This is a genomic window from Sanguibacter sp. A247 (genome assembly GCF_052324925.1).
Classification (GTDB): domain Bacteria; phylum Actinomycetota; class Actinomycetes; order Actinomycetales; family Cellulomonadaceae; genus Flavimobilis.
The window spans coordinates 160,915-187,659 of the sequence record NZ_JBQPRE010000003.1 but is presented as its reverse complement, the minus strand read 5'-3'; the positions used below and the strand labels follow the sequence as shown (position 1 = coordinate 187,659).

At 70.5% G+C, this 26,745-nt stretch carries 23 protein-coding genes; 8 read left to right on the top strand and 15 right to left on the bottom strand.

The window, feature by feature from the left end:
- Nucleotides 1-60 precede the first annotated feature (60 nt).
- The 4 genes from ACTVCO_RS09050 to ACTVCO_RS09035 all read right to left on the bottom strand — a co-directional run bounded on the left by ACTVCO_RS09050 (nucleotide 61) and on the right by ACTVCO_RS09035 (nucleotide 5,938).
- Nucleotides 61-1,302, bottom strand: coding sequence for a phospholipase D-like domain-containing protein (locus ACTVCO_RS09050; protein WP_443728094.1), 1,242 nt, complete (start codon nucleotides 1,300-1,302; stop codon nucleotides 61-63).
- 9 nt (nucleotides 1,303-1,311) lie between these two features.
- Nucleotides 1,312-2,616 carry an MFS transporter gene (locus ACTVCO_RS09045; RefSeq protein ID WP_443728093.1) on the bottom strand — a complete coding sequence of 435 codons (1,305 nt, stop codon included), beginning with the start codon at nucleotides 2,614-2,616 and terminating at the stop codon, nucleotides 1,312-1,314.
- Nucleotides 2,617-2,703: 87 nt separating this feature from the next.
- Entirely contained in the window at nucleotides 2,704-3,402 is a 699-nt protein-coding gene (locus tag ACTVCO_RS09040) for a hypothetical protein (RefSeq protein ID WP_443728092.1), read from the bottom strand.
- Nucleotides 3,403-3,577: 175 nt separating this feature from the next.
- On the bottom strand, nucleotides 3,578-5,938 hold the full coding sequence (locus ACTVCO_RS09035) for an ATP-binding cassette domain-containing protein (protein ID WP_443728091.1): 2,361 nt from the start codon (nucleotides 5,936-5,938) through the stop codon (nucleotides 3,578-3,580).
- Nucleotides 5,939-6,344: 406 nt separating this feature from the next.
- On the opposite strand from ACTVCO_RS09035, the gene ACTVCO_RS09030 reads away from it, so the two are divergent.
- Entirely contained in the window at nucleotides 6,345-6,689 is a 345-nt protein-coding gene (locus ACTVCO_RS09030) for an RNA polymerase-binding protein RbpA (RefSeq protein WP_443728090.1), read from the top strand.
- Nucleotides 6,690-6,875: 186 nt separating this feature from the next.
- Here the strand turns inward: ACTVCO_RS09030 and ACTVCO_RS09025 are convergent, their stop codons facing one another.
- From ACTVCO_RS09025 to ACTVCO_RS08980, 10 genes are all read right to left on the bottom strand, one after another.
- Complete coding sequence (locus ACTVCO_RS09025) at nucleotides 6,876-7,688, bottom strand: polyprenol monophosphomannose synthase (protein ID WP_443728089.1); 813 nt, start codon at nucleotides 7,686-7,688, stop codon at nucleotides 6,876-6,878.
- A gap of 2 nt (nucleotides 7,689-7,690) precedes the next feature.
- Nucleotides 7,691-9,340 carry an apolipoprotein N-acyltransferase gene (lnt, locus tag ACTVCO_RS09020; protein ID WP_443728088.1) on the bottom strand — a complete coding sequence of 550 codons (1,650 nt, stop codon included), beginning with the start codon at nucleotides 9,338-9,340 and terminating at the stop codon, nucleotides 7,691-7,693.
- The gene (locus ACTVCO_RS09015) at nucleotides 9,337-10,953 is read right to left on the bottom strand and encodes an amidohydrolase (RefSeq protein ID WP_443728087.1); all 1,617 of its coding nucleotides are present in this window, start codon (nucleotides 10,951-10,953) and stop codon (nucleotides 9,337-9,339) included. The genes lnt and ACTVCO_RS09015 overlap by 4 nt, the downstream gene beginning before the upstream one ends.
- 51 nt (nucleotides 10,954-11,004) lie before the next feature.
- Nucleotides 11,005-13,830, bottom strand: a complete 2,826-nt coding sequence (locus tag ACTVCO_RS09010; RefSeq protein ID WP_443728086.1) for a DEAD/DEAH box helicase — start codon at nucleotides 13,828-13,830, stop codon at nucleotides 11,005-11,007.
- Nucleotides 13,831-13,851: 21 nt separating this feature from the next.
- Nucleotides 13,852-14,793, bottom strand: coding sequence for a diacylglycerol/lipid kinase family protein (locus tag ACTVCO_RS09005; protein ID WP_443728085.1), 942 nt, complete (start codon nucleotides 14,791-14,793; stop codon nucleotides 13,852-13,854).
- Nucleotides 14,790-15,575 (bottom strand): twin-arginine translocase subunit TatC, encoded by a 786-nt coding sequence (gene tatC, locus ACTVCO_RS09000; protein ID WP_443728084.1) that lies wholly within the window; start codon nucleotides 15,573-15,575, stop codon nucleotides 14,790-14,792. The genes ACTVCO_RS09005 and tatC overlap by 4 nt, the downstream gene beginning before the upstream one ends.
- A gap of 3 nt (nucleotides 15,576-15,578) precedes the next feature.
- Complete coding sequence (locus ACTVCO_RS08995; RefSeq protein WP_443728083.1) at nucleotides 15,579-15,821, bottom strand: twin-arginine translocase TatA/TatE family subunit; 243 nt, start codon at nucleotides 15,819-15,821, stop codon at nucleotides 15,579-15,581.
- A gap of 74 nt (nucleotides 15,822-15,895) precedes the next feature.
- Nucleotides 15,896-16,216, bottom strand: a complete 321-nt coding sequence (locus tag ACTVCO_RS08990) for a hypothetical protein (protein WP_443728082.1) — start codon at nucleotides 16,214-16,216, stop codon at nucleotides 15,896-15,898.
- A gap of 9 nt (nucleotides 16,217-16,225) precedes the next feature.
- On the bottom strand, nucleotides 16,226-17,215 hold the full coding sequence (locus ACTVCO_RS08985; protein ID WP_443728081.1) for a helix-turn-helix transcriptional regulator: 990 nt from the start codon (nucleotides 17,213-17,215) through the stop codon (nucleotides 16,226-16,228).
- On the bottom strand, nucleotides 17,208-18,227 hold the full coding sequence (locus tag ACTVCO_RS08980; protein WP_443728080.1) for a helix-turn-helix transcriptional regulator: 1,020 nt from the start codon (nucleotides 18,225-18,227) through the stop codon (nucleotides 17,208-17,210). The genes ACTVCO_RS08985 and ACTVCO_RS08980 overlap by 8 nt, the downstream gene beginning before the upstream one ends.
- A 32-nt stretch (nucleotides 18,228-18,259) precedes the next feature.
- On the opposite strand from ACTVCO_RS08980, the gene ACTVCO_RS08975 reads away from it, so the two are divergent.
- From ACTVCO_RS08975 to ACTVCO_RS08950, 6 genes are all read left to right on the top strand, one after another.
- Nucleotides 18,260-19,393, top strand: a complete 1,134-nt coding sequence (locus tag ACTVCO_RS08975; RefSeq protein WP_443728079.1) for a DUF3866 family protein — start codon at nucleotides 18,260-18,262, stop codon at nucleotides 19,391-19,393.
- A 19-nt stretch (nucleotides 19,394-19,412) separates the two neighbouring features.
- Complete coding sequence (locus tag ACTVCO_RS08970) at nucleotides 19,413-20,153, top strand: DUF4129 domain-containing protein (RefSeq protein ID WP_443728078.1); 741 nt, start codon at nucleotides 19,413-19,415, stop codon at nucleotides 20,151-20,153.
- Complete coding sequence (locus tag ACTVCO_RS08965) at nucleotides 20,150-20,677, top strand: hypothetical protein (RefSeq protein WP_443728077.1); 528 nt, start codon at nucleotides 20,150-20,152, stop codon at nucleotides 20,675-20,677. Before ACTVCO_RS08970 ends, ACTVCO_RS08965 begins: the two co-directional genes overlap by 4 nt.
- Nucleotides 20,674-21,669 carry an AAA family ATPase gene (locus tag ACTVCO_RS08960; protein WP_443728076.1) on the top strand — a complete coding sequence of 332 codons (996 nt, stop codon included), beginning with the start codon at nucleotides 20,674-20,676 and terminating at the stop codon, nucleotides 21,667-21,669. Before ACTVCO_RS08965 ends, ACTVCO_RS08960 begins: the two co-directional genes overlap by 4 nt.
- Nucleotides 21,666-22,973, top strand: coding sequence for a DUF58 domain-containing protein (locus ACTVCO_RS08955; protein WP_443728075.1), 1,308 nt, complete (start codon nucleotides 21,666-21,668; stop codon nucleotides 22,971-22,973). The genes ACTVCO_RS08960 and ACTVCO_RS08955 overlap by 4 nt, the downstream gene beginning before the upstream one ends.
- Nucleotides 22,974-23,071: 98 nt before the next feature.
- Nucleotides 23,072-23,551, top strand: a complete 480-nt coding sequence (locus tag ACTVCO_RS08950) for a hypothetical protein (protein ID WP_443728074.1) — start codon at nucleotides 23,072-23,074, stop codon at nucleotides 23,549-23,551.
- Here ACTVCO_RS08950 and ACTVCO_RS08945 read toward each other — a convergent pair.
- Nucleotides 23,526-23,909 (bottom strand): hypothetical protein, encoded by a 384-nt coding sequence (locus tag ACTVCO_RS08945; RefSeq protein WP_443728073.1) that lies wholly within the window; start codon nucleotides 23,907-23,909, stop codon nucleotides 23,526-23,528. The two genes, ACTVCO_RS08950 and ACTVCO_RS08945, sit on opposite strands and share 26 nt — an antisense overlap.
- 276 nt (nucleotides 23,910-24,185) lie before the next feature.
- Here ACTVCO_RS08945 and ACTVCO_RS08940 point away from each other — a divergent pair, with 276 nt between their 5' ends.
- Nucleotides 24,186-26,654 carry a glycogen/starch/alpha-glucan phosphorylase gene (locus ACTVCO_RS08940; RefSeq protein WP_443728072.1) on the top strand — a complete coding sequence of 823 codons (2,469 nt, stop codon included), beginning with the start codon at nucleotides 24,186-24,188 and terminating at the stop codon, nucleotides 26,652-26,654.
- The last annotated feature ends 91 nt before the right edge of the window (nucleotides 26,655-26,745 follow it).

Here is a 26,745-nt window from a genome sequence, read left to right as displayed (position 1 = left end):
GTGCGCGTGGTCCCGCAGGCCGTCCCGTGTCGTGAACGACGCGTGGGACGAGCGCGCGCACTAGAGGAGCGGGCGTAGGGGAGCGAGGATCCGCTCGCCGAGCCGGGAGTACCACGGGCGTTGTGCCCACTCATCGAGCGTCAGCTCGTGGCAGTTCGACAGATCCGTCGCGAAGACGCGTTCCATCTGCGCAGCCACGTCGCGGTCGAAGATCTCGAGGTTGATCTCGTAGTTGCCCGTGAGGCTCAGCCGGTCGATGTTCGCCGTGCCGATCGTCGTCCACTGCCCGTCGATCGTCGCGGTCTTCGCGTGGACCATCGCGTTCTCGAACATCCAGATCGTCACGCCGCCGGTGAGCAGGCTCGTGTAGAACCCGCGGGACAGCCAGTCGGTCACGACGTGGTTCGAGGCGGCTGGCACGATGATGCGGACGTCAACGCCGCGGCGTGCCGCCGCGAGAAGCCCAGCGAGCAGCTCTTCGTCGGGGATGAAGTACGCCTGCGTGATGTAGATGTGGTGCCGTGCGCGGTCGATCGCCTGCAGGTAGATCCCGCGGATGGGGAAGAGCATGTGCGCCGGAACGTTGCGCGCAGGACGGACATGAGGGTCCCACACGTCTGATCCCGGGTCCGGCAAGATCGGCTGGTGCGGCTTGCGGGCCGTGTTCCAGAAGTCGACGAACGCGTTGCGCAGGTCCCATGTGGCGGGGCCGACGAGCCGCACGTGCGTGTCGCGCCACTCGGTCGCGTAGAGCGCGCCGATGTTGAAGCCTCCGACGAAGCCGATCTCGTCGTCGACGACGAGGATCTTGCGGTGGTCGCGGCCCATGTGGCGGATGTTGAGCGTGAGCACCCGGAGGTGGAAGAACGGATAGCGCAGCACGTGGATCGGTGCGGGCAGGTCGAAGAATGCACGCGGCACGACCAAGTTGGCGAAGCCGTCGTAGATGACGTAGACCTCGACGCCGCGTTCCGCGGCCTCGATGAGGGCTGCCTTGAACTCCTCGCCGAGCTCGTCCTGCTTCCAGATGTAGGACTCGAGCAGGACCGTGCGCTTGGCACCCCGGATCGCGTCGAGCATCGCGGCGTAGACGTCTTCACCGTAGGTGTAGACGGTCGATCGCGTCGTGCCGATGCTCGCGTCGAGTGGGGGCAGGTGCGGGAAGCGTGCCGGTGTGCGCCCGTGGCGGTACGTCTTGATCGCTTCCGCGACGACGAGGGCCGCGGCGAGCGTGAAGGGGGTCGCGATGGCGATCGCTGTTGTCCGCAGCAGGTTGCGGCGGACGGTCTCAGACAAGGGCACGGGGCAACCCTATCCGTCGGTCGGTTCACCCGGCAGTGCGGGAGCGTCGTGGGGGAGTGCTGCGGAGGCCTGCGCCGTGCGGCGCAGTGCGACCATCCGGTTGAGACGCTCGGACATGACGATGCCGAGGACGACGAAGACGAGGATGAAGAACGGGAGCAACCACATGCCGAGCCACGTGGCGAGGATGCCGAAGAGCGGCGGGATGAGGGTCGTGCCCGTGTACGCGGCGGCCATCTGGATGCCGATGATCGCGTGCGACCTGTGACGGCCGAAGTTCGCCGGCGTCGAGTGGATGATGGCGGGGTAGATGGGGGCCGACCCGAGCCCCGCGAGGACGAGGCCCGTCAGTGCGAGGGCCGAGGTCGGGACAGGAAGAGCGATGAGGAGCGCGCCCGCGCCTACAGTGAGAAATCCACCCCGGATGAGGACGGTGTCGCCCACGGCGTCGGCGACGAAGCCTGAGGCGAACCGGCCCGCCGTGACGCCGAGCAGGAACAGTGAGCCGAAGGCGGCGGCGGTTGCGGGGGAGACGGCGTGCTCAGCGACGAGGTAGCTCGCGGACCACAGCATGGCGGTCGACTCAAGACCGCAGTAGGCGAAGAACGCGGTGAGGACGAAGAGCACTCCCGGTGTGCGGAGCGCGACGCCGAGGGGCACGTGCCCGCGTCCGGGAGCCGCGTCCTGCGCCGCCGTTGGGCCAACGGCGTCCGTCTCGGCAGAGGCGTCGGGCCCGGGCGACGCGTCGGGCAGCAAGGACGTCGTGCTCACGCGGCCCCACAGGGGGAGCGTGCTGAGCAGCGCGAGCGTGAGGACGGCCTGGACGATCCCGACGGACAGGTAGGCGCTGGGCCATCCTGAGCCCGACGAGAGCGCAAAGCTCATGATGAACGGGCTGATCGAGGCGCCGACGCCCCAGAAACTGTGGAGCCAATTCATATGACGGGCGGCAAAGTGCAGCGCGACGTAGTTGTTGAGCGCGGCGTCGACGGCTCCCGCGCCGAGGCCGTAGGGGATGGCCCACAGGCACAGCACCCAGAAGGCGTCGGCGGAAGCGAAGCCGAAGAGGGCAGCGGCTGTCATGCCGACGCTCGTGGCCGTGACGAGGCCGGTCCCGAGGCGCCGGGTGAGGCGTTCGGAGAGGAGGCTCGAGACGATCGTTCCGACCGCGATGATCATCGTGAGGAGGCCGGCTGCTGACAGGGGTACGCCAAGGTCGGCGTGCATCGCAGGCCAGCCGGCGCCGATCATCGAGTCGGGGAGCCCGAGGCTGACGAAGGCGACGTAGATGATGGCGAGAAGCAGTGCGTACACGGGATCCCTTGCGGTGGAGCGGTTGCGGGTGGACCCGCGGCCAGAGCCTCATCGTATCGATCCTCTGCGCGGTGCAGGGGCGGGGCGCTAGCGGTGCAGTTCGGCCTGGATCGCCGCGAGGATCGCAGTGCCGCCGTCGAGGACGCCGCCGACGGCGCCACCGTGGCCGGCGGCTCCCGGCGGGGTCGTCTGCGGGTTGTCGCTCAGTCGCGTCATGTGGCAGCCGAAGTCGTCGACGACGACCGCGGTGAGATCGCCTTCGTGGGACGTGACGACCATCCAGCGGGGGCCGAGGTCAGCGGTGCACGAGACGTCGTCGGACGCGAACGGTGCGAGGTCGTTGAGCGCGCTCGTGAGCGGTCCGAGGTGCTCTGCCTCGAGCTCCGTCGGGCCGTCGGTCAGGATCCACGCGAACGGTGCATGCCCGACATCGGGGGCTTGCAGCGTTGTCTGTTCATAGCGGCACACCCAGGCAGACTGCGGTTCCTGGACGCGTGGACGTTCGGTCGCGCCACGTTCGATCCCGAACCCGTATCCGCCGGGATCTTCACCGAGCGGCAGCTCGGCCGGGCACGGCCTGCCGTCGGCCGCGCGAAGCTCGTCCTGGTGCGCTGCGGAAGGCGCAGCGCGCGGAGGCGCCGCCGACGGTGACGCGCAGCCGGCGAGCCCGAGCGGTGCGCCGAGGAACGCGACGACGACCGCCGCGTGGAACGCGCGCGCGGCCGTGCCGCGCTCGGCGCGGCCGGGGCCGCCGACGGGGTGGCCGTTCTGGACGGGACTGCTCACAGCGCGACGGTATCGCGGGCGAGTCGGCTGCGGCAGGGGGTCGACGTGCCAGAGCCTCCGGGGAGGGTGTCGCCACCTCCATCTGACATAATGTACCTTATCGGCGCACGGTGGGATCGCCGAATGACCAGAGCCACGCGCTCCGGCGACACACCGGAGCCGCGGCGGTTGCGCGCTACGCGTCGACGTAGCGCGCGAGGTGCTCTCCCGTGATGGTCGAGCGCTGAGCAACAAGCTCTGCGGGCGTCCCTGAGAAGACGATCTCGCCGCCGGCGTGCCCTGCGCCGGGCCCGAGGTCGATGATGTGGTCCGCGTGGGCCATGACGGCCTGGTGATGCTCGACGACGATGACAGTCCGGCCCGCGTCGACCATCGAGTCGAGCAAGCCGAGCAGCTGGGCGACGTCCGCGAGGTGCAGCCCGCTCGTCGGTTCGTCGAGGACGATGATCCCGCCCGACTCCGCGAGGTGCGTCGCGAGCTTGAGCCGCTGGCGCTCGCCGCCCGAGAGCGTCGTGAGCGGCTGACCGAGCGTCACGTACCCGAGCCCGACCTGGACGAGCCGCTCGGCAATCGAGCGCGCGGCAAGAACGCGCGACTCCTTGGCCGCGAGATATTCCGCAGCCTCGGCCACAGGAAGCGCAAGCACCTCGGCGATGTTGAGCCCGCCGAGCCGGTATTCAAGGACGTCCGCCTGAAAACGTCGGCCTTCGCACTCCATGCAGGTCGTCGTCACGCCGGCCATCATGCCGAGATCCGTGTAGATGACGCCCGCACCGTTGCACGCGGGGCACGCACCTTCGGAGTTGGCCGAGAACAGCGCCGGCTTGACGCCGTTCGCCTTCGCGAACGCCTTGCGCACGGGCTCGAGCAGCCCCGTGTACGTCGCAGGGTTCGACCGTCGTGATCCCTTGATCGCGCCCTGGTCCACGACGACGACGCCGTCGCGCTTGGCGATCGACCCGTGCACGAGAGAACTCTTGCCCGACCCGGCCACGCCCGTGACGACGGTGAGCACACCGAGCGGTACGTCGACGTCGACATCCTTGAGGTTGTGGAGGCTTGCCCCGCGAATCTGCAGCACCCCCGACGGGGTGCGTGCCACGTCCTTGACCGCTGCTCGGTAGGACAGGTGTCGTCCCGTGAGCGTGTCGGACGCGCGCAGCTCGTCGACCGAGCCCTCGAACGTGATCGTGCCGCCCGCTGAACCTGCCCCCGGGCCCAGGTCGATGACATGGTCGGCGACCGCGATCGTCTCGGGCTTGTGCTCGACGACGAGCACCGTGTTGCCCTTGTCGCGCAGCTCTTCGAGGAGCGTGTTCATGCGCTGCACGTCGTGCGGGTGCAGGCCGACCGACGGTTCGTCGAAGACGTACGTGACGTCCGTCAGGGCTGATCCCAGGTGGCGGACGAGCTTGGTCCGCTGTGCCTCGCCGCCCGACAGGGTCCCCGACGACCGGTCGAGCGAGAGGTAGCCCAGCCCGATCTCGACGAAGTGTCCGAGCGCGGCGCGCAGCCCGTCGACGATCGGCGCGACGCTCACGTCGGAGACCTGGCGTGTCCACTCGAGCGCGTCGCTGATTTGCAGCGCGCACACGTCAGCGATCGAGAGCCCGGCGATCGTCGAGCCGCGCGCGGCTGACGTGAGGCGTGTTCCCTCGCACTCCGGGCACGTCTGGAACGTGACCGCGCGCTCGACGAACGCCCGCACGTGCGGCTGCATCGCTTCGGGATCCTTGGCGAGCATCGACTTCTGGATCTTGGGGATGAGGCCTTCGTAGGTGAAGTTGGTCCCCCCGACCTTGATCTTGACGGGCTCCTTGTAGAGGAAGTCGTGGCGCTCGCGTGCGGTGTACTCCCCCACAGGCTTGTCGCCGTCGAGCAACCCCGACTCCGAGAAGATCTTCACATACCATCCGTCTGCGACGTATCCGGGCACCTTGATCGCTCCCCCGCGCAGCGAAAGAGACTCGTCGAGCACCTCGGCAAGATCGATGTCGTTGACCCGCCCCCGCCCCTCGCACCGAGGGCACATGCCACCCGTCTGCGAGAAGGTCGTCCGCACGGCCGTGGCATGAGGCTTGTCGACCGTCAGCGCGCCGCTCGCGTGGACGGTGGGGACGTTGAACGAGTACGCGTTCGGTCCGCCCACGTGCGGCGTGCCGAGGCGCGAGAACAGCAGGCGCAGCAGGGCGTTGACGTCCGTCACGGTGCCGACCGTCGAACGCGGGTTTGCGCCGAGCCGCTCCTGGTCGACGATGATCGCCGTCGTCAGCCCGTCGAGCTGATCGACCTCGGGACGCGCGAGCGTCGGCATGAAGCCCTGGAGGAACGCCGAGTAGGTCTCGTTGATCATCCGTTGCGACTCAGCAGCGACCGTGTCGAAGACGAGTGAGCTCTTGCCCGAGCCCGAGACTCCCGTGAAGACAGTGAGCCGACGTTTCGGGATGTCGACCGACACGCCGCGCAAGTTGTTCTCGCGCGCCCCGCGCACCCGAATGAGGTCGTGCGCATCGGCAGGGTGCTCACCATGAGTCATCGTCAACCTCCACGTTGTGCCGGCTCCGTCATCTTCACACGCCCCGGCAGCCGGACCCGTCCGCGCGTGAGCATCGTCACCGGCACGCTCACCCCGAGCGGACGCTCTACGGGATAGAGTCTCCCCTGGCCCGGTGAGGTTTTCCACGGCACAATTCGTGAGACAGGACGAAAAGTCCCGTGCACCCGCCTGGCCGGACCCACCTCACGGTGGGCCCGCCCTTAGCATCGCCGCGCAGAGCGGCTCCCCTGCATGTCCGACCGGTGCGTACCCCACCGATCACGGTGAGCCCGCTGACCCCGCACCGCGTTTCACCGGACCTTCACGGCCCCGGGGAACGACCGCGGACGTCACGACGTTGACCTCACAGGACACCCCGCTGGACAACAGCCTTTTGGAGGACGAGATGGCCGACCGGTCGTTGCGTGGAATGAGCATCGGCGCCAAGAGCATGGAGAACGACGAGGGCGTTGACTTCGCCCCGCGTTTCCAGGCGCACTACGACTGCCCCAACGGGCACACGATCATTCTCCCGTTCTCCACCGAGGCTGAGGTTCCGGTCGAGTGGGAGTGCCGCTGCGGCGAGACCGCGCTCCTGCGTGACGCGGACAAGCCCGAACCCAAGGCGACCAAGCCGGTCCGCACCCACTGGGACATGCTGCTCGAGCGCCGCACGATCTCCGAGCTCGAAGAGCTGCTCGACGAGCGTCTCAGCCTCCTGCGCGCGGGCAAGCTCCGCCGCTCCGCGTAGTTTCTCCGCCCGGCCCGGCACCACCCCGCTCGGCCGAGCACCGACACTTCCTGGGTCGGCACCCCCCGAGCCCGCCCAGGAACCCGAAGGGGCTTCGACCGTGAGGTCGGGGCCCCTTCGTCGTGCCCTGACGAGGGCATGGTCAGGTGCAGTGAGGGCGTCGTGCCGGTGTGGGGCCCGCAGGGCTCACAGAGAGGACGGTGCGCCCTGCTCCGAGCGGGACCGACGCGAGACGAGGCTGCGCAGCTGACGCCCTCGCTTCTCGACTCCCCACACCGTGACTCGGCCCAGCGCCTCGACGATGATGTGGCGACTCATCTTCGAGACACCGGCCTCACGCTCCACGAACGTGATCGGCACCTCGGCGACCTGCCCGCCGGCAGCGACAACGCGCCGCGTCATGTCCACCTGGAAGCAGTAGCCCTGGGACGCGACCTTCTCGAGGTCCAGCTTCTCGAGCATGGTCGCCCGGAACGCACGGAACCCCGCGGTGGCGTCGCCCACGTGCATGCCGAGCATGACGCGCGTGTAGAGGTTGGCTCCCCGCGAGAGAACCTCGCGGTGCAGCGGCCAGTTCTCGACCTCGCCCCCCGGGACCCACCGCGATCCGATGACAAGATCGACGGACGGCTCGGCCACGATCCGGGCGAGCAGCGCGGGCATCTGTTCGGGACGGTGCGACCCGTCGGCATCCATCTCGCACACGATCTCGTAGCCTCGCTCGAGGGCCCAGCCGAATCCCGCGACGTACGCGGTACCGAGGCCCTGCTTGCCCTCACGGTGCATCACATGGATCGCCGGATCCGCCTCGGCCATCGCATCGGCGAGCGCTCCTGTGCCGTCGGGGCTGCCGTCGTCCACGACGAGGACGTCAGCCCAGGGCACGGCGTCCCTCAGCCGCCCGAGCGTGCCCGGGAGCGTGAGCGACTCGTCATAGGTGGGGACAACGACGAGGGTACGCGGAGCGTCCCCGGGCCGAGCGCCATCGTTGGCGGACATCGTCACTTCCTTAGCGAACGGGAACGAGCACGGGAGACGATACCAAGTCCGAGCAGGACAGATGCGAACGCAGCGAAGAAGATCTCGACGCCGGCGCCCAACGAGACCGCCGGAGTCGTCGACGTGCGCAGCGGAAGATCGGTGAGCAGCTGCTCTGCAGTGAAGAGACCCGTGCGTTCAAGGACGCGCCCCGCGGGATCGACGACACCGCTCACGCCGACGGTCGAGATCTGGACGGCGGCCCGGCCCGTCTCGATCGCGCGCAGACGCGTCATCGCCAGCTGCTGCGTCGACTCGGCGGTGTACCCGAAGTTGGAGTTGTTCGTCGGGACGAAGAGCACCTCGGCCCCACCCTTGACGGCGTCGCGTGCGACGAAGTCGTAGGCGACCTCGAAGCAGATGATCGACGCGACCGTGACGTCGCGGTCGAGCCGCGTGATGGGCACGGGGATCGCGCTGACCTCACCGCCGGGGAGCATGTCCGTGCGCACGAGCGCGACCTTGTCCGAGAGCCTCTCGAAGAACGAGCGCCACGGGATGTACTCGGCGAACGCAGCCGGGACCTGCTTCGCGTAGACGTGCGTGATCCCTTCGCCCGGGACCCACAGGACCGACTGGTTGTAGCGGCCGGTGTCCACATACTCCTGTGTGCCGAACAGCAGGGGAACACCCGCGGCCTCGACCGCCTCCACGATGAGCTCGCGTCCCTCAGGGTTGACGCGAGGGTCGACGTCCGAGGCGTTCTCGGGCCACACGACGAGGTCGACGCCCCTTTCGTCTGCGCGCTCGAGGACCGCCAGCGTTCCCGCGACGTGGTTCCCTGTCACTTCGAGCTGATGCCCGAACGAGCCGGAGCCCGGCTCGGAGACGTTGCCCTGAACAGCTCCGACGCGCAGCGTGCCCGCCTCGGCACGCGCAGCGATCGGAACGAACATCCCCGAGGCCGTCACGGCCGCCGCGACGATGACCGCCGCCGCAGCGCCAAGGAGGCGCAGCCGGACGAGGCTGAGCAGGACGTACGCGACGAGACCTGCGACGAGCGCGGTCGCCGCCGAGACGAGAGGCACTCCACCAAGCCATGCGAGCCGCCCGAGTGGGGAGTCGGCCTGCGAGAACGCGAGGCGCCCCCACGGGAATCCTCCGAACGGATAGTGGGACCGCACGAGCTCGACGGCGGTCCAGACGACCGCGAACGCGACAGGTTCGAGCCAGGGTCGGGTCTGGAGCCACGAGGCGCGCCGTACCCACGTGTAGACGGCGCACGCGAGCGCCACCATGCCCGCCTGCGCGCCCGACAGGGCGAGCCACGGCACGGCACCCACCGACACGTCCGCCCACACGAGGTGCGGCAGGAAGAAGGCCAGCCCCCACGCGAGGCCGAGCCCGGCGGCTCGCCATGCGGCCCGACCCCCGAGTCCCGTCGCGCCCAGCCCGACGACGAGCATCGCGACGCCCGCGATCGCGAGCCACCACGTATCGGTGTCGGGGAACCCGAGGTTCGTCACCCAGCCGCCGCCCGCAGCGACGGCGAGCGCGAGGACGAGCGAAACGCGCCGCGGACGTGCCGCTTCGGTCGGCGCGGGTCGAGGTGTGCGCGCCGTCCTGGACGCCCGGGAGGTCTGGGCGGTCCTCACGCCCTGGTGGGCCGTCACCACTGCTCGTAGAGCACGACGCCGTCCCGCATCGTCATGTGACACGTGGGAGACGGCTCGTCGGGACCGAGCGCGGGCAGCAGCGGGGTGCCGGCACGGGCATCCGTGCTCCAGGCCGAACCTGGCGCGTGCGGCCCCTCGACCGCGAGATGCTCGGTGCGCCACACCGCGAGGTGCGCGGGTGCGCCCAGACGGATCTCGCCGGAACCCGTGTGGTCGAGCCCCGCGAGGCGCCAACCGCCGCGAGTGTGAGCGCGGAACGCCGCGCGCGCCGAGATGCGCTGGTCGGCCGAGCGCAGCAGGAGCGCACCCGCCACCGCGCCCCACGGGTCGAAGGGTGTCACGGGCGTGTCAGAGCCGAGGGCGAGCGGGACACCTGCCCCGGCGAGGTCAGCGAGCGGTGTCGTGTCGGCCGCACGCGTCGCACCCAGGCGGGCCGCGTACATGCTCGAGGGGCCGCCCCAGCGCGCGTCGAACGCAGGCTGGACGGACAGGCGCAACCCGAGCAGGACGAGCGCTGCCAGTGCGGGCGCCCCCACCATGAGCGCGTGCTCGATGCGGTGTCCTCGGGCACGGACCGCGGCGAGACCTTCGAGGTCGGCTGCGGTCTCGAATCCGAGCAGGACCTCCTGGAGCGCACGGTCGCCGATCGCGTGGAAGCCTGCCTGCACGCCCGCGCGGGTCGCCGCGAGCACGTGGGTGGTGATCTGCTCGGTGCTGAGGTGCAACGTGCCCGCGCCACCATCCGGGTCGTCCGCGTACGGCACGTTGAGCGCTGCCGTCCGTGAACCGAGCGATCCGTCGACGGCCAGGTCCCCGCCGACACCGGTGAGGCCCGGGATCGCTTCACGAAGCGCCGTGACGTCCGACGTCGTCTCGCACAGCTCGCCCCGGTAACCGACGACGAGCGGCAGCCCGGAGGCGGGGTCCGCCGTCCGGGCGATCAGGTCGGCGAGCCCCGCGCGCGTGTCCATCGACGGGAGGGACATCTCGTGGACGGCGACGATCCCGCGCTCCGCGGCCGTGCGCAGGGCGAGCGTCGTCAGCTCGTCGTGCCGCGCCTGCGCCTGCTGCGTGAGGTGTGCCGAGACCGCGGCATGAGCCGCCCCCGTCACAGGACCGTCGTGGCTCCAGCCCGGGAGGTCAGCGAGACCGAGCTCGCGGGCGAGTGCAGTCGAGACGAGGCTCGAGTGCTGGTCGGCACGGACGAGCGCGACCGCGCGCTCCCCCGCTGCCGCGTCGAGCGCCTCGCGAGAGGGAGTCTCGGCAGTGTCCCACCCGGTCTCGTCCCAGCCGTGCCCCCCGACCGTGCCCTCGTCGAGGGTGGCGCGCGCGGGTACGAGCTGGACGAGGTCGCGAGCGGAACGCGCGCCCTGCAGGTCGAGACCGTCGAGCTGCTCGCCCGTGCGCAGCAGGTGGACGTGGGAGTCGACGAACCCGGGTGTGACGAGCGCGCCGTCAAGGTCGACGACGCGTTCGGCGCGTCGCGCAAAGCCGTCGGCGGTGTCGTTGGCACCGAGCCACGCGACGACACCGTCCTCGACAAGCACTGCCTCGGCGAACGGATCGGCTGGCGAGTGCACCACGCCATTGCGGAAGAGGATCGAGCTCACACGGTTGACGATATGCCACGTGAGGAGGCCAGCCCGCACCACCGAGCCGGTTCACACCCCGGCGTGAGCGACAACACCCCGTCTCACCGCGTCGACCGCCTGCCGTGCCACCTTCTGCACGTGCGGATCGTCCGCGGCGATCGCAAGCTGATCGAGGACGTCGATCACCTGCTTGCAGATCCGCACAAAGTCACCCGCCGCGAGGTCTGCTCCGCGCAGGACGTGCTCGAGGCTGCGTCCGGCAGCCCACCGGAAGACCGCCTCGACGAGCTGGAGCGAGGGCGGAGACGTCGCATCGAGACGGTGCGACGTCTCGAGCTCCTCGAGGTGGGACCACGCGCGGACCGTCGCATCGAGCGCGAGCGCGAGCGGACCACCGGGGCCTCCGGGAAGGTGCGGCTCGCCGACCTCCTCCCCCCTGGGCTCGTGCACGATCGCGGTGACCACGGCCGCGAGCCCGGGGGCGTCAAGGCCCTTCCACGCGCCCTTGCGCAGGCACTCAGCAACGAGAAGGTCCTTCTCGGCGTAGAGGTGCTGCAGCGCACGGCCGGGCGCTGTGACCTCGAGGTCCTGGGGATCCTCGGACGAAGGAGCCAGGTAGCCAAGCTCGACGAGGAGGTCGCACACGCGGTCGAACTGACGGGCGATCGTCCCCGTGCGACCGGCGATGCGCCGGACGAGGTTGGCGTGGTCCTTCGTCAGGCGCGCGTGCCGCTCGGCCCACCGTGCGTGCTGCTCGCGGTCCGGGCAGCGGTGACACGGGTGTGCACGCAGAGAGCGGCGGAGATCCTCGAGCTCCGCGTCGTCGGCTGCCGCGGACCGGGCGCGCTCGGCACGCGAGGGTCCCGGCTCGAGCCCGGCGACACGAGAGCGCAAGGCCGAGGCCAGGTCGCGACGATCTGCTGGGCGTCGTTCGTCGAAGCCCGCAGGTATGCGCACCGTCGCGACCACGTCGACCGGATCGAGGAGGTCCGCGGGGTCGATGCGACGCACCTTGCCCTGCTCCGTGAGGACGACGGGCTGGCCGGGGCCGAACCGCTCAGGGCTCAGGCCTGCGACGACGACGGCGTGGGACGCGCGGCGTCCGTGCCCCGCGGCGATGACATCGCCGCGCCGGAGCGCCCCGAGCGAGTCGACGACCGCGCGTCGGCGGGCACCCGCGTCGACCTTGCGGAGCGCGCCCTCACGCTGCGCGATGCGTTGGCGGATGCGCGAGTACTCGGAGAAGTCGCCGAGGTGGCACGTCATGGCGTCCGCATAGCCGTCGAGCGCCTCGGACTGCTTGCGTGCCTGTGTCGCGAGGCCGACCGCGCCGCGGTCCGCCTGGAACTGGGCAAAGCTCGTCTCGAGGACCTCGCGCGTGCGAGCCCGCCCGACGGTCCCGACGAGGTTGACCGCCATGTTGTACGTCGGGCGGAAGCTCGAACGCAACGGGTACGTGCGGCGTGAGGCGAGACCCGCGAGGGCGACGGGATCGAGGCCAGGGTGGTCGAGCACGACCGCGTGACCCTCGACGTCGATCCCCCGGCGCCCCGCACGGCCGGTCAGCTGCGTGTACTCCCCCGCCGTGAGGTCGGCATGGCCGCGGCCGTCCCACTTGACGAGCTTCTCGAGGACGACCGTGCGCGCGGGCATGTTGATCCCGAGAGCGAGGGTCTCTGTCGCGAAGACCACCTTGAGCAGCCCGGCCGCGAAGAGTTCCTCGACCGTCTGCTTGAACAGCGGGAGCATGCCTGCGTGATGTGTCGCGAAGCCGCGGGAGAGGCCCTCGACCCACGACGCATACCCGAGCACGCCCAAGTCCTCAGCGGGCAGGTCCGCGCATCGCTCGTGCGCGAGGTGCCTGATCCGCACCTCCTCCTCACGCGACGTGAGGCTGAGCCCTAGGCCGAGGCACTGCGCAAGCGCCGCCTCGCACCCTGCGCGCGAGAAGATGAAGTGGATCGCGGGCAGGAGCCGGGCCGCGTCGAGCGTGTCGACCGACGCGGCCCGCGAGACCTGCCTACTGCCGTGAGGCCCACGACGTCGAGGCTCGGGCCGTCCACGTCCGCGGCGCGGTCCCGTCCCCGGCTCGAGCCGACGCATCGCCTGAGCGAGATCCGGGTTGATCGGCGGGTTGGCCCCGGGGTCCGTCGGATCGACGTGTCCCGCGTAGAGGTCGAGGATCTCCGCGCGGCGGCCCCGTCGCGGCTCGTCGTCGCCCAGGCGTGCGCGCAGCATGACGTGCTGCCACAACGGGACCGGCCGCTGCTCCGAGACGATGACGGCGGTCGCGCCCCTGACCGTCGCGAGCCAGTCACCGAACTCCTCGGCGTTCGAGACCGTGGCGGACAGCGACGTCACGTGCACGTCCGCGGGCAGGTGGATGATCACCTCTTCCCACACCGGGCCACGGAAGCGGTCGGCGAGGTAGTGGACCTCGTCCATGACGACGTGGCCGAGCCGCGCGAGCGCGGGCGAGCCCGCGTAGAGCATGTTGCGCAGGACCTCGGTCGTCATGACGACGACGTCGGCATCACCGTTGATCGACACGTCGCCCGTGAGCAGCCCGACCTTCTCGTGGCCGTGACGTCGGACGAGGTCCGTGTACTTCTGGTTGGAGAGGGCCTTGATCGGTGTCGTGTAGAACGCCTTGCGGCCTTGTTCGAGCGCGAGGTGGACCGCGAACTCGCCGACGACGGTCTTGCCCGCACCGGTCGGCGCGGCGACGAGCACCCCCTGGCCGGCCTCGAGCGCGTGGCACGCCTCGATCTGGAAGTCGTCGGGTTCGAAGCCGAGGTGTGCCCGGAACCGGCCGAACGCCGTGGCCGCCTCAGCAGCACGAGCACGGGAGAGCGCATAGCGCTCCGCGGGTGAGAGCTCCTCCGGACCAGTCATGCCACCAGCGTAGGCGGGGCGTCAGACAAGGAGCGTCACGGAACCGCGGTGGATCTCGATCTGCAACGGAAGCGGACCAATTTCCTCGCCGTCGGCCATCGCGACGGGAGGTGTGCGCCCAAGGTCGGCAGGCTCGACCGTGATCGTCGTCGCGCGCGACATCGAGACGGACCTGTGACGGCCGTGCGTCCCCCGGTACAGCCGTGGGAAGAGCCGCACGGCCTGCATGCGCTTCAACGGACCGGCGGTGACGAGGTCAAGCTCGCCGTCATCGATCCGAGCGTCGGGTGCGATCGTGAGGCCGCCCCCGAACATCGAGGAGTTGGCGACGGCGACGAGCGTCCCCGCCGAGAGCCATTCGTCCGTGCTGCCGTCGGGCCGGTGCGCGAAGACGCGGTAGCCGAACGGCAAGAACGCCCCGAGCTCACCGACGACCGCACGCAGGTACTTGAGATGACCGCGCGGGAACGTGAGCCGGTTGGCACGAGCGTTGACCGCGGCGTCGAGCCCCGCGGACAGGACGCCCGCGTACCACCGGCCGTCGAGCGAACCCGGCTGGGTGACGTGCGCGGCATCGACAGCGCGTGAAGTGCCCGCCGCCAGCGCCTCGAGGATGACGTGCACGGCGGCATCGACCTTGTGCAGCGGGAGCTCGGCCGCGCGCGCGAAGTCGTTGCCCGAGCCGACCGCGACGATCCCGAGCGGCGTGCGCGTCGTCGCCACAGCGTTGAAGCCGAGGTGGACCATACCGTCACCTCCGACGACGACGAGGGCCGCGAGACCGTCGGAGACACCCTGGCGGGCGCGGTGGACCGCGTCGAGCAGGCTCGTCCCGGAGAGGTCGACGACGGTGTGGCCGGCCTCGCGCAGGAGGGTGCGCGTGCGCTCGCCTGCGCGCGCGCCACGGCCGCGCCCCGAGGTGGGATTGACGACGACGCCGATGAGAGTGTCGTGGGTGCTCACAGGTTGTCGGCCTCCTCGGCGAGGGCGCGTCGACGATCGACGCGGCGGTCATGCAACAGCGCGATCCCCACCGCAACGGCGTAGAGGAAGAGGAGCGGCAGGGTCATGAGGAACATCGTGAGCAGGTCGGGCGTCGGCGTCATCATCGCGGCGAAGGTGAACGCGAGGACGGTGGCCCACCGCCAGCCACGAAGCCACGTCCGTCCACGGACGATGCCGACGAGGTCGAGCGCCACCATGACGACGGGCAGCAAGAAGACGAGCCCGAACGCGAGGATGAACTGCGTGACGAACAGAAGGTAGGACTGGGCGTCCTGCAGATTGGTCGCGCCTGCCGGCACGAACTGCACGAGGAGGACGACAGCACGGGGCAGGAACCACCAGGCCAGGCCTGCGCCGGCGAGGAAGAGCGGAACCCCCGAGCACACGAAGGCAGCGGTGCCCCACTTCTCCTTGCGGGTGAGACCCGGGACGACGAACGCCCAGGCCTGGTAGAGCCACCAGGGGCTCGAGAGAATGAGCCCGAGCCACACCGCGAGCTTGATCTGGAGGTCGAGCGCGGTGAATGCGCCGGCGAAGTTGAGCGCGACGGTGCGCCCCTCGGTGTCAGCGACCTCGAGGATGGGCGCCTGGAGCAGGTCGAAGACGCTCGGGTAGAGGAACCAGCCCGCGATCGCTCCGAGAAGGACCCCGAGCCCCGCGAGGACGATCCGGTTGCGCGCCTCGACCAGATGGGCGCGCAAGGGCATCCGCCCGTCGCGCGGGCGGTCGGGACGGGCCACGACTCAGCCTCGAGGCGTCTCGTCCCCGGCCTGGTCGGCCGGTGTGGCCGGCGTCGCCGGCGTCGAGGACGGCGCCGGGGTGGTCGGGGTCTCGTCGTCGGTCCGCATGTCGCGGACCTCCTTCTTGACGATCCGCATCGACCGGCCGAGGTTGCGCGCGAGGTCCGGCAGCTTGCTCGACCCGAAGAGCAGGAGGATGAGCAGCAGGATGACCACGATGGCGAGCGGGTGCTCCTTGAGGTACATGGGGTCGTTCTCCAGACGTCGGCAGGTGCACCCATCCTAGGCTGGGACGACCAGTGCGACGACGTCCGTCCGGTCTAGCGCCAGACCTGTGCCCAGCGTTCCCAGACCTCGGGGCGAGCCCGCCTGTGGCGGAGCCGGGCGCGAGCCCGCCGCTGCTCGATCGCGCGGCGGAGCGGCGCAGGGTCCTCCCCCACGGTGATGTGTGCGGGGACGAGAGCCTCGAGCCGAGCGTCGATGCGGTCCTGAGCGGCATCGATGACGTCGCCGAGGTCGTCCGCCGAGGCCGCCAGCTGCCGGAGCAGGCCCTTGCCGCGACGCCACACGTGACGCCAAGCAAGGAACCCGGCTGCGAGCGCGCCGAGCGCGAGAGCCGTCCACACGATGGTCCAGAGCACAGGGTCAGGCTAGCCGTCGTACGCCGCGAGGGCTGCGGTGGCCGCGTCGACGACCGCGGTGTGGAGCTCGGCGGGTGCGACCGAGACGACGTTCTCAGCCTCCTCGAGCACGAGCCTCGCGAACCAGCCGAGGTCCCGCACGACGAGGTCGAGCTCGAAGGCGCCGTCCTCGAGCTCGCGCACCTCCTCGACCGGAACGCTCTCGGCGACCCACCGCGCGGGGCTCCGCAGGACGATCGTCGCGAGAACGGTGCCGTTGCCCGGCGCGGGGCGGAAGGTCGGAACGTCGGCGAGCTCCGGGTGCGGGTCGGCGAGTTCCGCGAGGACCTCGGCCTCGAGGATCCGATCGAGGCGGAAGCTGCGACCCGCCTGCTCACGCTGGCAGAAAGCGACGAGGTAGCCGTGGGAGTCCTCCGTGAGGAGTCGCACGGGATCGACGTCGCGGACCGAGACGACGTCGGACGCGGAGACGTAACGCAGCCGAAGCCGACGCCGCTCCTCGAGCGCGCGTACGACGGCCGAGCGCACGAGGAGTGGTGCGGGCGCGCCGAGATCGACATCGACGAGGGACGCCGTGTGTGCCGCGGCACCTGCCGCAGCCGTGAGCACCTCGAGCGTCGAGGCGACCTCGGCCGCCTCCCGCGGCTGAACCTCGGGGTCGAGGTTGGCGGCGAGCGTGCGCAGCGCCGCGACGAGGGCGACCGCCTCGCGTGTGCTCAGCCGCAGCGGTCGCGCCATGCCGTGCGGCTCACGCAGCGCGACGTAGCCGTCCTCCTCATCGAGGTCGAAGTCGATGAGGTCCTCGGGGCCATGCCCCGGAAGGCCCGCGACGAAGAGCAGGTTGATGTCCGCGAGGATGCGCCGTGGCGTCACCTCGAAGCGCTCTGCGAGCTCGTCGAGCCGCCACGAGGCATAGCCCGTCTCGGTAACGTCGTGGCGTCCGAGGAAGGCGAGCAGCCCGAGCATCCGCACGAGGCGATCGGGTGCGTTCTCAGCCATGTGAAGCCTCCTCGTCGGGCACGGCCGGTGCGGGCGCGCCGAGCGCGATCATGGTGGCGGCGCGCAGGCGCCTGGCGACGGCCTCTCGCAGCTCGGCCGGCTCAAGAACGACGACCGCATCGCCGTGCGCGGCGACGAGCCGGGCCCCCTGCTCGAGGTCGTCGAGCGTGAGGTCGAAGAGGTCGCGCCCCTCAGCCCTGCCGGGTGCCTCGGTGAGCGCCGACGGGGTGCACTGCGCGCGCAGCCCGGCCGCGCGGCCGGGTGAGATCGCGAGGAGTGCCTTGACGGGGGCGCCGCGCAGACCGAGCACAGCGTCGACGTCGACGCTCTCGGGGATGTCGTAGGTGTCGCCTTCACCCACGGGCGTGACCGTCCCCGCGATCCGCGAGAGCCGGAAGGCCCGCGTCGCTCCGCGGTCGCGGTCGTGGGCAAGGAGGTACCAGCCGCCGCGACGCACAGCGAGCCGCCACGGCTCGACGGTGCGGACCGCGACGGCGCCCGTGCTCGCGGCGCGGTAGAGGAAGGTGACGGCGGTGCGCGAGTCGATCGCGTCAAGGAGCGGGCCATAGGCGTCCCCCGCGGCGCCCACGCGCAACGCGAAGGCGCCGAGAGCCGAGGGACCGATCTCGGTGTCCCCCATCGCGCGCAGCTTCGTCACGGCCCGCCGGGACTCCGAGCCGAGCGCTCCGTCGCGCCACAGCTCGGCCGCGACCGTGAGCACGCCGAGCTGGGAGGCAGTGAGATGCAGCGGCGGCATGTCGTAGGACTGCATGTCGAGCCAGTAGCGGATCGAGTCCTGGTAGGTGTCCTCCGACACCTTGAGCGGGAACCCGAGCTCGCGCAGCGTCGCCTTGTCCCGCTCGAAGAGCTTCTCGAAGGCCGCGTCGTTCTTGGGGTCGCCGTAGCCCTCGACGGTGTCGCGGATGTGGGCGCGCGTCATTCCGTGCCCGGAGTTCACGAGGGCGATGACGAGGTTGAGGAGCCGTTCGTCGGCTCGGGTTCGTGTGGACATCGAGGCCAACCTATCGCCGGTAGCGTGTCATTGTGATGAGTTGGCGTGATGGCGTGGTGGTGTCGCTCGGTCGATCGTGGCCCGGTGCGTGCGAGGCGACGGTCCGTACGGCATCCGGCGGTGAGGTGCGGGCGCTCGCGTACCCCGATCTCGTGGGCATGCCGCGCGTCGGCGACGCTGTGCTTCTCAACGCGACCGCGCTCGAGCGCGGCCTCGGGACGGGCGGGTACGCGCTCATCGTCGCGCTGCCGGACGCTCTCCCCGCGGATGCTCCCGCCGGCCCGGGCCATCTCGTCAAGGCGCGGTACACGCCGCTGCAGACGATGGTGCTGGGCGTTGACGAACAAGACTCCGAGCATCACGCGACGCTGCGCGATGCTGACGATCTGGCGGGCCTTCCCGTCGTGGTCGCGGACCTGCACTCGGCGCTTCCCGCGATCCTGGCCGGGGTCCGCGAGGCGTGGCGCGGCTCGCAGCCGCCGCGCCTCGTCTACGTGATGAGCGATGGCGGTGCGCTCCCCCTCGCGTTCTCGCGCACGGTCGCGGGCCTGCGCGAGGCCGGGTGGCTCGACGCGTCGGTCACGGTCGGCCAGGCCTTCGGCGGCGATCTCGAGGCCGTGAGCCTCCATTCGGGCCTGCTCGCGGCGCGACTGGTCCTGAAGGCGGACGTCGTCGTGGTCACCCAGGGACCGGGCAACCTGGGCACGGGGACGCGCTGGGGATTCTCTGGCGTGGCCGCGGGCGAGGCTCTCAACGCGGCCGCAGTCCTCGGAGGACGCGGGATCGCGGCGTTGCGCGTCTCGACGACCGATGCGCGGGCTCGGCACCGAGGGGTCTCGCACCACTCGCTCACGGCCGTCGGCCGCGTCGCGCTCGCGCCGTCCGACGTCGTCATGCCTGTCGTCGGTGACGACGTCACCGTCCCGGGGGGCGCCGACGCGCTGCGTGCCTCGCTTGCGCAGGCACGCACGACGCTCGCGGCGGGCCGACACACCCTCGTCGACGTGCCCGCCGATGCCGGGCTCCTCCACGCGGTGCGGACGTCACCCGTGCACATGTCGACGATGGGCCGCGACCTCGACACGGACCCGTGGCCGTTCCTTGCCGCAGCTGCGGCGGGAGTGCATGCGGCTCACGTCGTGGCGGTGCGCGAGGACGTGCGCTGACACCCGTACGCTGACCCTGATGATCAGCGACGACATGACGACGGCCCCGCGTGCGGCGGATCCCGCGCGGGCGCGGGCGGAAGTGCGCACGACCAGGCTCGTGGCGCTCGGCTCGCTCGCACTCCTCGTCGTCGGCGCGATGGCCTGGGCGCCGTGGCAGGTGCGGTGGAACCCGGACTTCTCGATCGCGCTGCCCCCGGCGAACGACCCGACGACGCCGCCTCCGACCGCGGACCCTCAACCGGTCGACGTCGCCAACAACGACGTCGTGCTCTGGATCGTCATCGGGCTGGGCCTCGTCGTCCTCGCGATCCTCACCGTCGTCGCAGCGCGCGTCGTTCGCGCATGGTGGTCGCGCCGTCCCCGCCCGGTTCCCGAGGCGCCGCTCACGGTCGACGCGATGCCCGGTCAGGTCGTCCCGACGCGGGAGGTCGTCGCTGACGCGGTCGCTGACGCGCTCGCGCGGCTCGACGGGACGCCCGACGCGGCCGATGCAGTCGTCCACGCGTGGCTCGCGCTCGAGGAGGCGGTTGCCCGCGAGGGCATCGTCCGTGAGGCGGCCCAGACTCAGGCAGAGCTCACGGCCGAGGTCCTGCACGCGACGCATGCGCCCGCAGACGCCACACGCACGCTCCTGCGCACGTACGAGGCGGTGCGGTACGGCTCGGCGGGCGCTTCGCGCGCCGACGTCCGTACCGCGCGGGGCGCGCTCGAGGCGATCCTCGTCTCGATGCGCGACGACGTGAAGGAGAACGGATGAAGCCGCTCCCCCGCGCGCGCATCATCGTGGGCTCGGTGATCTCAGCCGTCGTGCTCGTCGTGGGCCTCGTGACGCTCGAATGGACCCACGCCCTCGTGTTGGCGGCGCTGCCCCTCCCTCTCATGCTCGTCGTGCGCAGCCTCGCGACGCCGGACGAGCCGATCATCGCTGCCGACCGCCTCACGCAGGGCGCGGGGCGCCGCGACGAGATGTCGGCGCTCGTGTGGGCGATGCGCTCACGCTCGGGCCGTGTCCCCCCGCGCACGATGCGACGCGTCGGGGACCTCGCCGCCCGGTTGCTCGCGCACCACGGAGTTGCGAGCGACGGAGGCTTCCCTCTCGTCGTCGCCCCCGCGGACGTCGACCGCGTCCGCACCCTGCTCGGCGCTGGCGCCGCCGTTCTTCTCGACGCTGACCAGCGCACCGAGACCCACCCGCGCGACCTCGACCGGTGCCTCACGGCGCTCGAGTCGCTCGACCCGACCGACCGACCGACCGCCCTACGCACCGGAGGATCCCGATGACCCAGCCCAGCACCACGAGCCCGCTTCCCGTCGCCGAGGTCGCCCGGCTCGGCGCGCAGGTCCTCGAGGCCGTGGGCGGTGCGATCGTCGGCATGGAGTCCTCGCTGCGGCTCGCGCTCGCGACGATCCTCGCGGGCGGGCATGTGCTCTTCGAGGACGTGCCCGGGCTGGGCAAGACGCTCGCCTCACGCTCGCTCGCCTCGGCGCTCGGCCTCGACTTCCGCCGGCTGCAGTGCACCCCGGACCTCCTGCCCGCAGACATCACCGGGTCCAACGTCTACGATCCAGCGACGCGCGAGTTCGAGTTTCGTCCGGGGCCCGTCTTCACGGGTCTGTTCCTCGCCGACGAGATCAACCGCACCTCCCCCAAGACGCAGTCGGCGCTCCTCGAGGCCATGGCCGAGCGGCAGGTGACGGTCGAGGGCGTGTCCTACCCTCTCGCGCTCCCGTTCCACGTCGTCGCCACGTCGAACCCCGTCGAGTATGAGGGCACCTACCCGCTCCCGGAGGCTCAGCTCGACCGGTTCATGCTGCGTCTTGCCGTGGGTCACCCGGACGCCGCGGGCGAGTCCGAGATCATCCGACGCCGGCTCGCGCGTCGTCGCGAGGACGTCTCGGTCGCGCCCATCGTCGATCCTGCGCTTCTCTCGGCCATGCAGGCCGGGACCGAAGCCGTGGACGTGGCTGCCGACGTCGTGGCGTACGCCGTGGCGCTCGTCGCGGCGACGCGCAACCACCCGGGTGTCGAGATCGGGGCGAGCCCGCGCGGGACCCAGGCGCTCGTTCTCGTCGCCCGTGGTCTGGCGGTTCTCGACGGCCGCTCATGGGTGACGCCCGACGACGTCAAGGCCGTTGCGATTCCTGCGCTCGCGCACAGGCTGACTCTCACGCCGCAGGCGTGGGCGACGGATCTGTCGCCCAGCGTGGTCGTCGAGCAGGCGCTCGCCTCGGTTGCGACGCCGTCGTCGGCCGGGCGCGACCGTAGGGCGTGAGCGTGCCCATTCCGCAGGCGCAGCGCGCGACCGGCGCGACCGCGCGTCTGGCGCCGGGGCTCGTCGTCGCTCTGGCGGGACTCGTGCTCAGCCGTCCGGACGTCGTGCTCGTGGGTGCGGCCGTGGCGGGGGCGCTCTTCCTTGCGCGACGAGGTCCTCTGGACGTCTCGCTCGAGCTCGGGGAGCCGGTGACCCGCGACGATCAGGGTGATCGCCGCCTCGTCGCTCGGCTCGTCCTCGCGTCGGACCTTCCTGCGGCCACGCTCGTGCGCGTCTCGAGCCCGGGTTCTGCGCCACGGGTCGCGCTCGTCGAGGTCGACGGGTCGCGCACCGTGCAGGCTGCGCTGCCGCTTGCTCGCACCGGCCGTGTCCCGGGCTTTGCGGTGTCGGCGATCGCCTGGAACGAGACGCTGGACGAGGTCACGCGTCTCGAGACGCGCGCGACTGCGGACGCGATCGTCCTGCCCGTCGCTCAGCGCCTGAGAGAGACTCCCGTGCCGCGGCGCTTGCGTGGGCTCTCGGGCCCGCACGGCTCGCGCCGTCCGGGGTCGGGCGGTGACCTCCGTGACGTCCATCCGTTCGCTCCGGGCGACCGCATGCGGGGCATCGACTGGCGCGCGACAGCGCGGCGCTCCCCCGGTCTTGACGAGATCTACGTGAGGCGTACGCACGCGACGTCGGAGGCCCACGTCATCCTCGTTCTCGACTCACGCGATGACATGAGCCAGGACATCGCGACCTGGACCGGCTTCGGCGAGGCACGGCCTGACCGTCCGGGTTCGCTCGACGTGGCCCGCTCAGCGGGCGTCTCGCTCGCGACGACCTTCCTGCAGCGCGGCGACCGTGTCGGCCTCGTGGACCTGGGCCGCAGCCGTGCCCAGCTGCGCCCGGGCGCCGGCGAGCGGCACCTGCGCCGCATCACGCACGCGCTTGCGCTCGCGCGTCCGGACGACGGCGGGGTCGGGCGCACGCGCGCCCCCGCGCTCGCTGCGGGTGCGACGGTCGTGCTGCTCTCGACCTTTCTCGACGACGACGCGGTCGATGCCGCGCTCGTGTGGGTCGCCCGCGGCCATGAGGTCTGGGCGGTCGACGTGCTTCCCCCCGTCGGTGGCGTGCTCGACGACGGGGCGTCAGGCCTGGCGTGGCGCGTGCTGCGGCTCGAGCGCGCCCTGCGTCTCGAGCGGCTCGCTGCGGCCGGCATCACGATCGTCGACTGGTCCGGGCCGTCGCGCGTCGTACCCGGTCCGTCGCCCGAGCAGCGCCTGCGCATGATGTCGCGCGTACGTCCGGGGGGTCGGCGATGAGCCGCGCGGCGTCCGTGCGCAGCCGCGTGCGTCGTGCCTTTCTGAGGCACCCTGGTCCAGAGCGTCCGCCGCGGGTCGCGCTCGAGGGCCTGCGGACCGTGTCGGCGTTCGCTCTGCGGTGCGTCGTCGTCACGCTCGTCGCGGCGGCGTTCGTCAGCCTGGGCCCCGCTGTCATCGCGTGGTTCATCGTCGGTCCCCTGCTCGCGGCCTCGTTGGTAGCGGGAGGGACGTGGGCGGTCCTTGTCGTCGTCGCGCTCGTCGGAGTGTCGCTCGCGTCGGCAGAGCCGGGCTGGCCTGCGATCGTGCAGATGATCGCCCTGCCGCTCGCGGTGCACCTGTCCCTCCTCGCGGATGCGGCGGGCCGTTCGGACGTGCGTGAGGCGAAGGTCGACGTGCGGCTCGTGCTGCGGTCCCTGCGCTCGACGGGTGTGATCGCTGCTGTGCTCGGGCCGGTCGTCGTGCTCGTGTCGGTCCTCAACGTCGAGCTGCCCGGCTGGGTGGGGGTGCTCGCTGTCCTCGGGGTTGTCGGGGCGGGGTTCGCTGCGGTCCGGGTCACCAGCTCCAGCCGCGGGCGCTGAGCAGAAGCTCGCGGTCGAGGCGGATGTCGGCGGGTGTGGTCGTGCCGAGGGGGATCGTCTCGCGCGGGGCTCCGTCGGCGAGCGTGCAGGCCTCGGCGAGCAGGACGTCATAGGCCTCGAGCGCCGAGCGCAGGTGGTGGGCGCGCGCGAGCATCGTGCGATCGTCGTCGATGCGTCGGATCTCGAGCGTGAGCCGTGCGAGCCGGAGCTGGATGTCGAGCGCTCGGAACGGGTCGGGCCCGAGGGCGGCGGCGCGGCGTCGTGCTGCCGCGACCATCCACCCGGCCGCCATGACGGTGAGGGCGGCCGTGGTGATGAGGATGTCCATGAGCCCTCCCCTCCTCGTCGTCGAGGCCATGAGGACATCGTAGATATCGGCTCTTCTTCGCGGAAGGGTGGTGCTGCGTCATCCCATGACTCTGCAACGTTTCTGCAACAACATGAATGCCTTGCAGAACACACTCGGCGCGTCCCGCACTACAACAGATTCACGGAAACCGCATGTTCGCGCGGCTGCGGCGCGACAAGCAGCACCACGTCGGCATGGAATCAGGCTCTCGTCGCGCTGTACGCGTTGCAACGCGAGGGCCCTAGGTCATGGCGAGACTGGCCAGCGACAGGTAGCGTGCAACTCGTGACTGAGAACACCGAGAGGTTCATCTCCTCCCCCACGACCGTGGAGTCGTTCAAGAGCGAGTTCTGCCGTCAGCTCCGTTACGAGCAGGGCGTCGACCTGGTCGACGCTCGCACGGAGGACCTGTACCAGGCGCTCGCGCGGACTGTCCGCTCGGCCATGGTCGACGGCTGGATCGCCACGCAGGCCGCGCACCGCGCGGCGCAGGCGAAGACCGTCGCCTACCTGTCGGCCGAGTTCCTTATGGGACCGCAGCTTGAGAACGCACTTCTTTCCACCGCCCTCACCGAGGTTGCGCGCACGGCTCTGACCGAGCTCGAGCTCGACCTCGATGAGCTCACCGCCTACGAGACCGAGCCCGGGCTTGGCAACGGTGGCCTCGGCCGCCTCGCCGCCTGCTTCATCGACTCGCTCGCGGCCAAGTCGATCCCCGCGATCGGCTACGGCATTCGCTATGAGTACGGGATCTTCCGCCAGACGTTCGTCGAAGGCCGCCAGGTTGAGCAGCCCGACCGCTGGCTCGCGAAGGGCTCCCCGTGGGAGCTCGCGCAGCCCGAGAACGCTGTGACCGTGAACTTCGGCGGCCACACCGAGCAGTACACGGATGAGGCCGGCGCCACGCGCACCCGTTGGGTGCCCGCCGAGCAGGTTCTCGCCGTGCCCTACAACTACATGGTTCCCGGCTACGAGACCCGCAACGTCAACACGCTGCGCCTGTGGAGCGCGAAGGCGACCGACGCCTTCGACCTGCAGATCTTCAACTCGGGTGACTACGAGTCCGCCGTGCGTCGACAGACGGTTGCCGAGAACATCTCGAAGGTTCTCTACCCCGAGGACTCGACGCCCCAGGGCAAGGAGCTGCGCCTCAAGCAGCAGTACTTCTTCGTCGCCGCATCGCTGCGCGACTACCTCGACACCGTGCTGCGTGACGCCGACCTCGCGACGCTCCCGGACCGCGTCGTCTTCCAGCTCAACGACACGCACCCGGTCATCGCGGTTCCCGAGCTCATGCGCATCCTCATGGACGAGCGTGGCCTCGGTTGGGACGCCGCGTGGGACATCACGCGCCGCACGTTCAACTACACGTGCCACACGCTGCTTCCCGAGGCCCTCGAGGTCTGGTCGGTTGAGCTGCTCGGCCGTCTGCTCCCCCGCCACCTCGAGATCATCTACACGATCAACGAGGCGTTCCTCAGCGTCGTGCGCGAGGCCTACCCCGGCGACGAGCTGCGCGTGCGCCGCATGTCGATCATCCAGGAGCGCCCCGAGCGCGCGGTGCGCATGGCGTTCCTCGCGACGGTCGCGTCGACGAAGGTCAACGGAGTTGCCGCGCTGCACTCGCAGCTCCTCGCCGACAAGGTGCTCGACGACTTCTCGGCCCTGTGGCCCGAGAAGTTCACGAACGTCACCAACGGTGTGACCCCGCGTCGCTTCATGCGCCTGTCCAACCCCGGCCTCTCCGGACTCCTTGACGAGGCCATCGGGACCGGCTGGACGAACGACCTCTCGCAGCTCTCGCTGCTCGAGCCGTTCGCGGACGACGCGTCCTTCCGCGCGGAGTTCCGCGCGGTGAAGCAGGCGAACAAGAACCGCTTCGTCGAGCTGCTCGCTCAGCGTGACGGCATCGAGCTCCCCGCGGACGCGCTGTACGACGTCATGGTCAAGCGGCTTCACGAGTACAAGCGTCAGATGCTCAAGCTGCTGCACGTCGTCACGCTGTACGACCGCGTCCTCAAGGGCGAGGTCAAGGCGTCCGACCTGCAGCCGCGCGTCGTCGTCTTCGGTGCGAAGGCTGCCCCCGGTTACAAGATGGCCAAGGAGATCATCCACCTCATCAACCGGGTGGCTGCGGTCGTCAACTCTGCTCCCGAGCTCGAGGGTCGTCTGCGGATCGCCTTCCCGGCGAACTACAACGTCACTCTTGCCGAGCGCCTCATCCCGGCCGCCGACCTCTCCGAGCAGATCTCGCTCGCGGGTAAGGAGGCCTCGGGTACGGGCAACATGAAGTTCGCCCTCAACGGCGCGCTGACGATCGGGACGGACGACGGCGCCAACGTCGAGATCCGTGAGCTCGTGGGTGACGACAACTTCTTCCTCTTCGGCATGGACGAGCCTGCTGTCCAGACCCTCGAGGACCGCGGGTACAACCCGACGTCCTTCTACGAGGTGGACGCGTCGCTGCGCGGTGCGATCGACCTCATCTCGTCGGGCCTGTTCTCCGACGGAGACCGGACGGCGTTCGAGTACGTCATCTCCGACCTGCTGTACAAGGACCGGTTCATGGTTCTTGCGGACTACCGCTCCTACGTCGACGCTCAGGACCGCGTCGAGGTTGCCTACGGCGACCAGGAGGCCTGGACGCGCTCGGCGATCCTCAACGTCGCTCGCACCGGCTTCTTCACCTCGGACCGGTCGATCCAGGACTACCTCGACCGCATCTGGCACGCTCCGGCACAGCCGCTCGCGTGACAGTTCGGGATCGCGTCGGCTGACGCGTCCCCGTAGCTGAGCGTTCGAACGAACGGGCTTCGTCTTCTCTCGCGAGTTGACGGAGCCCGTT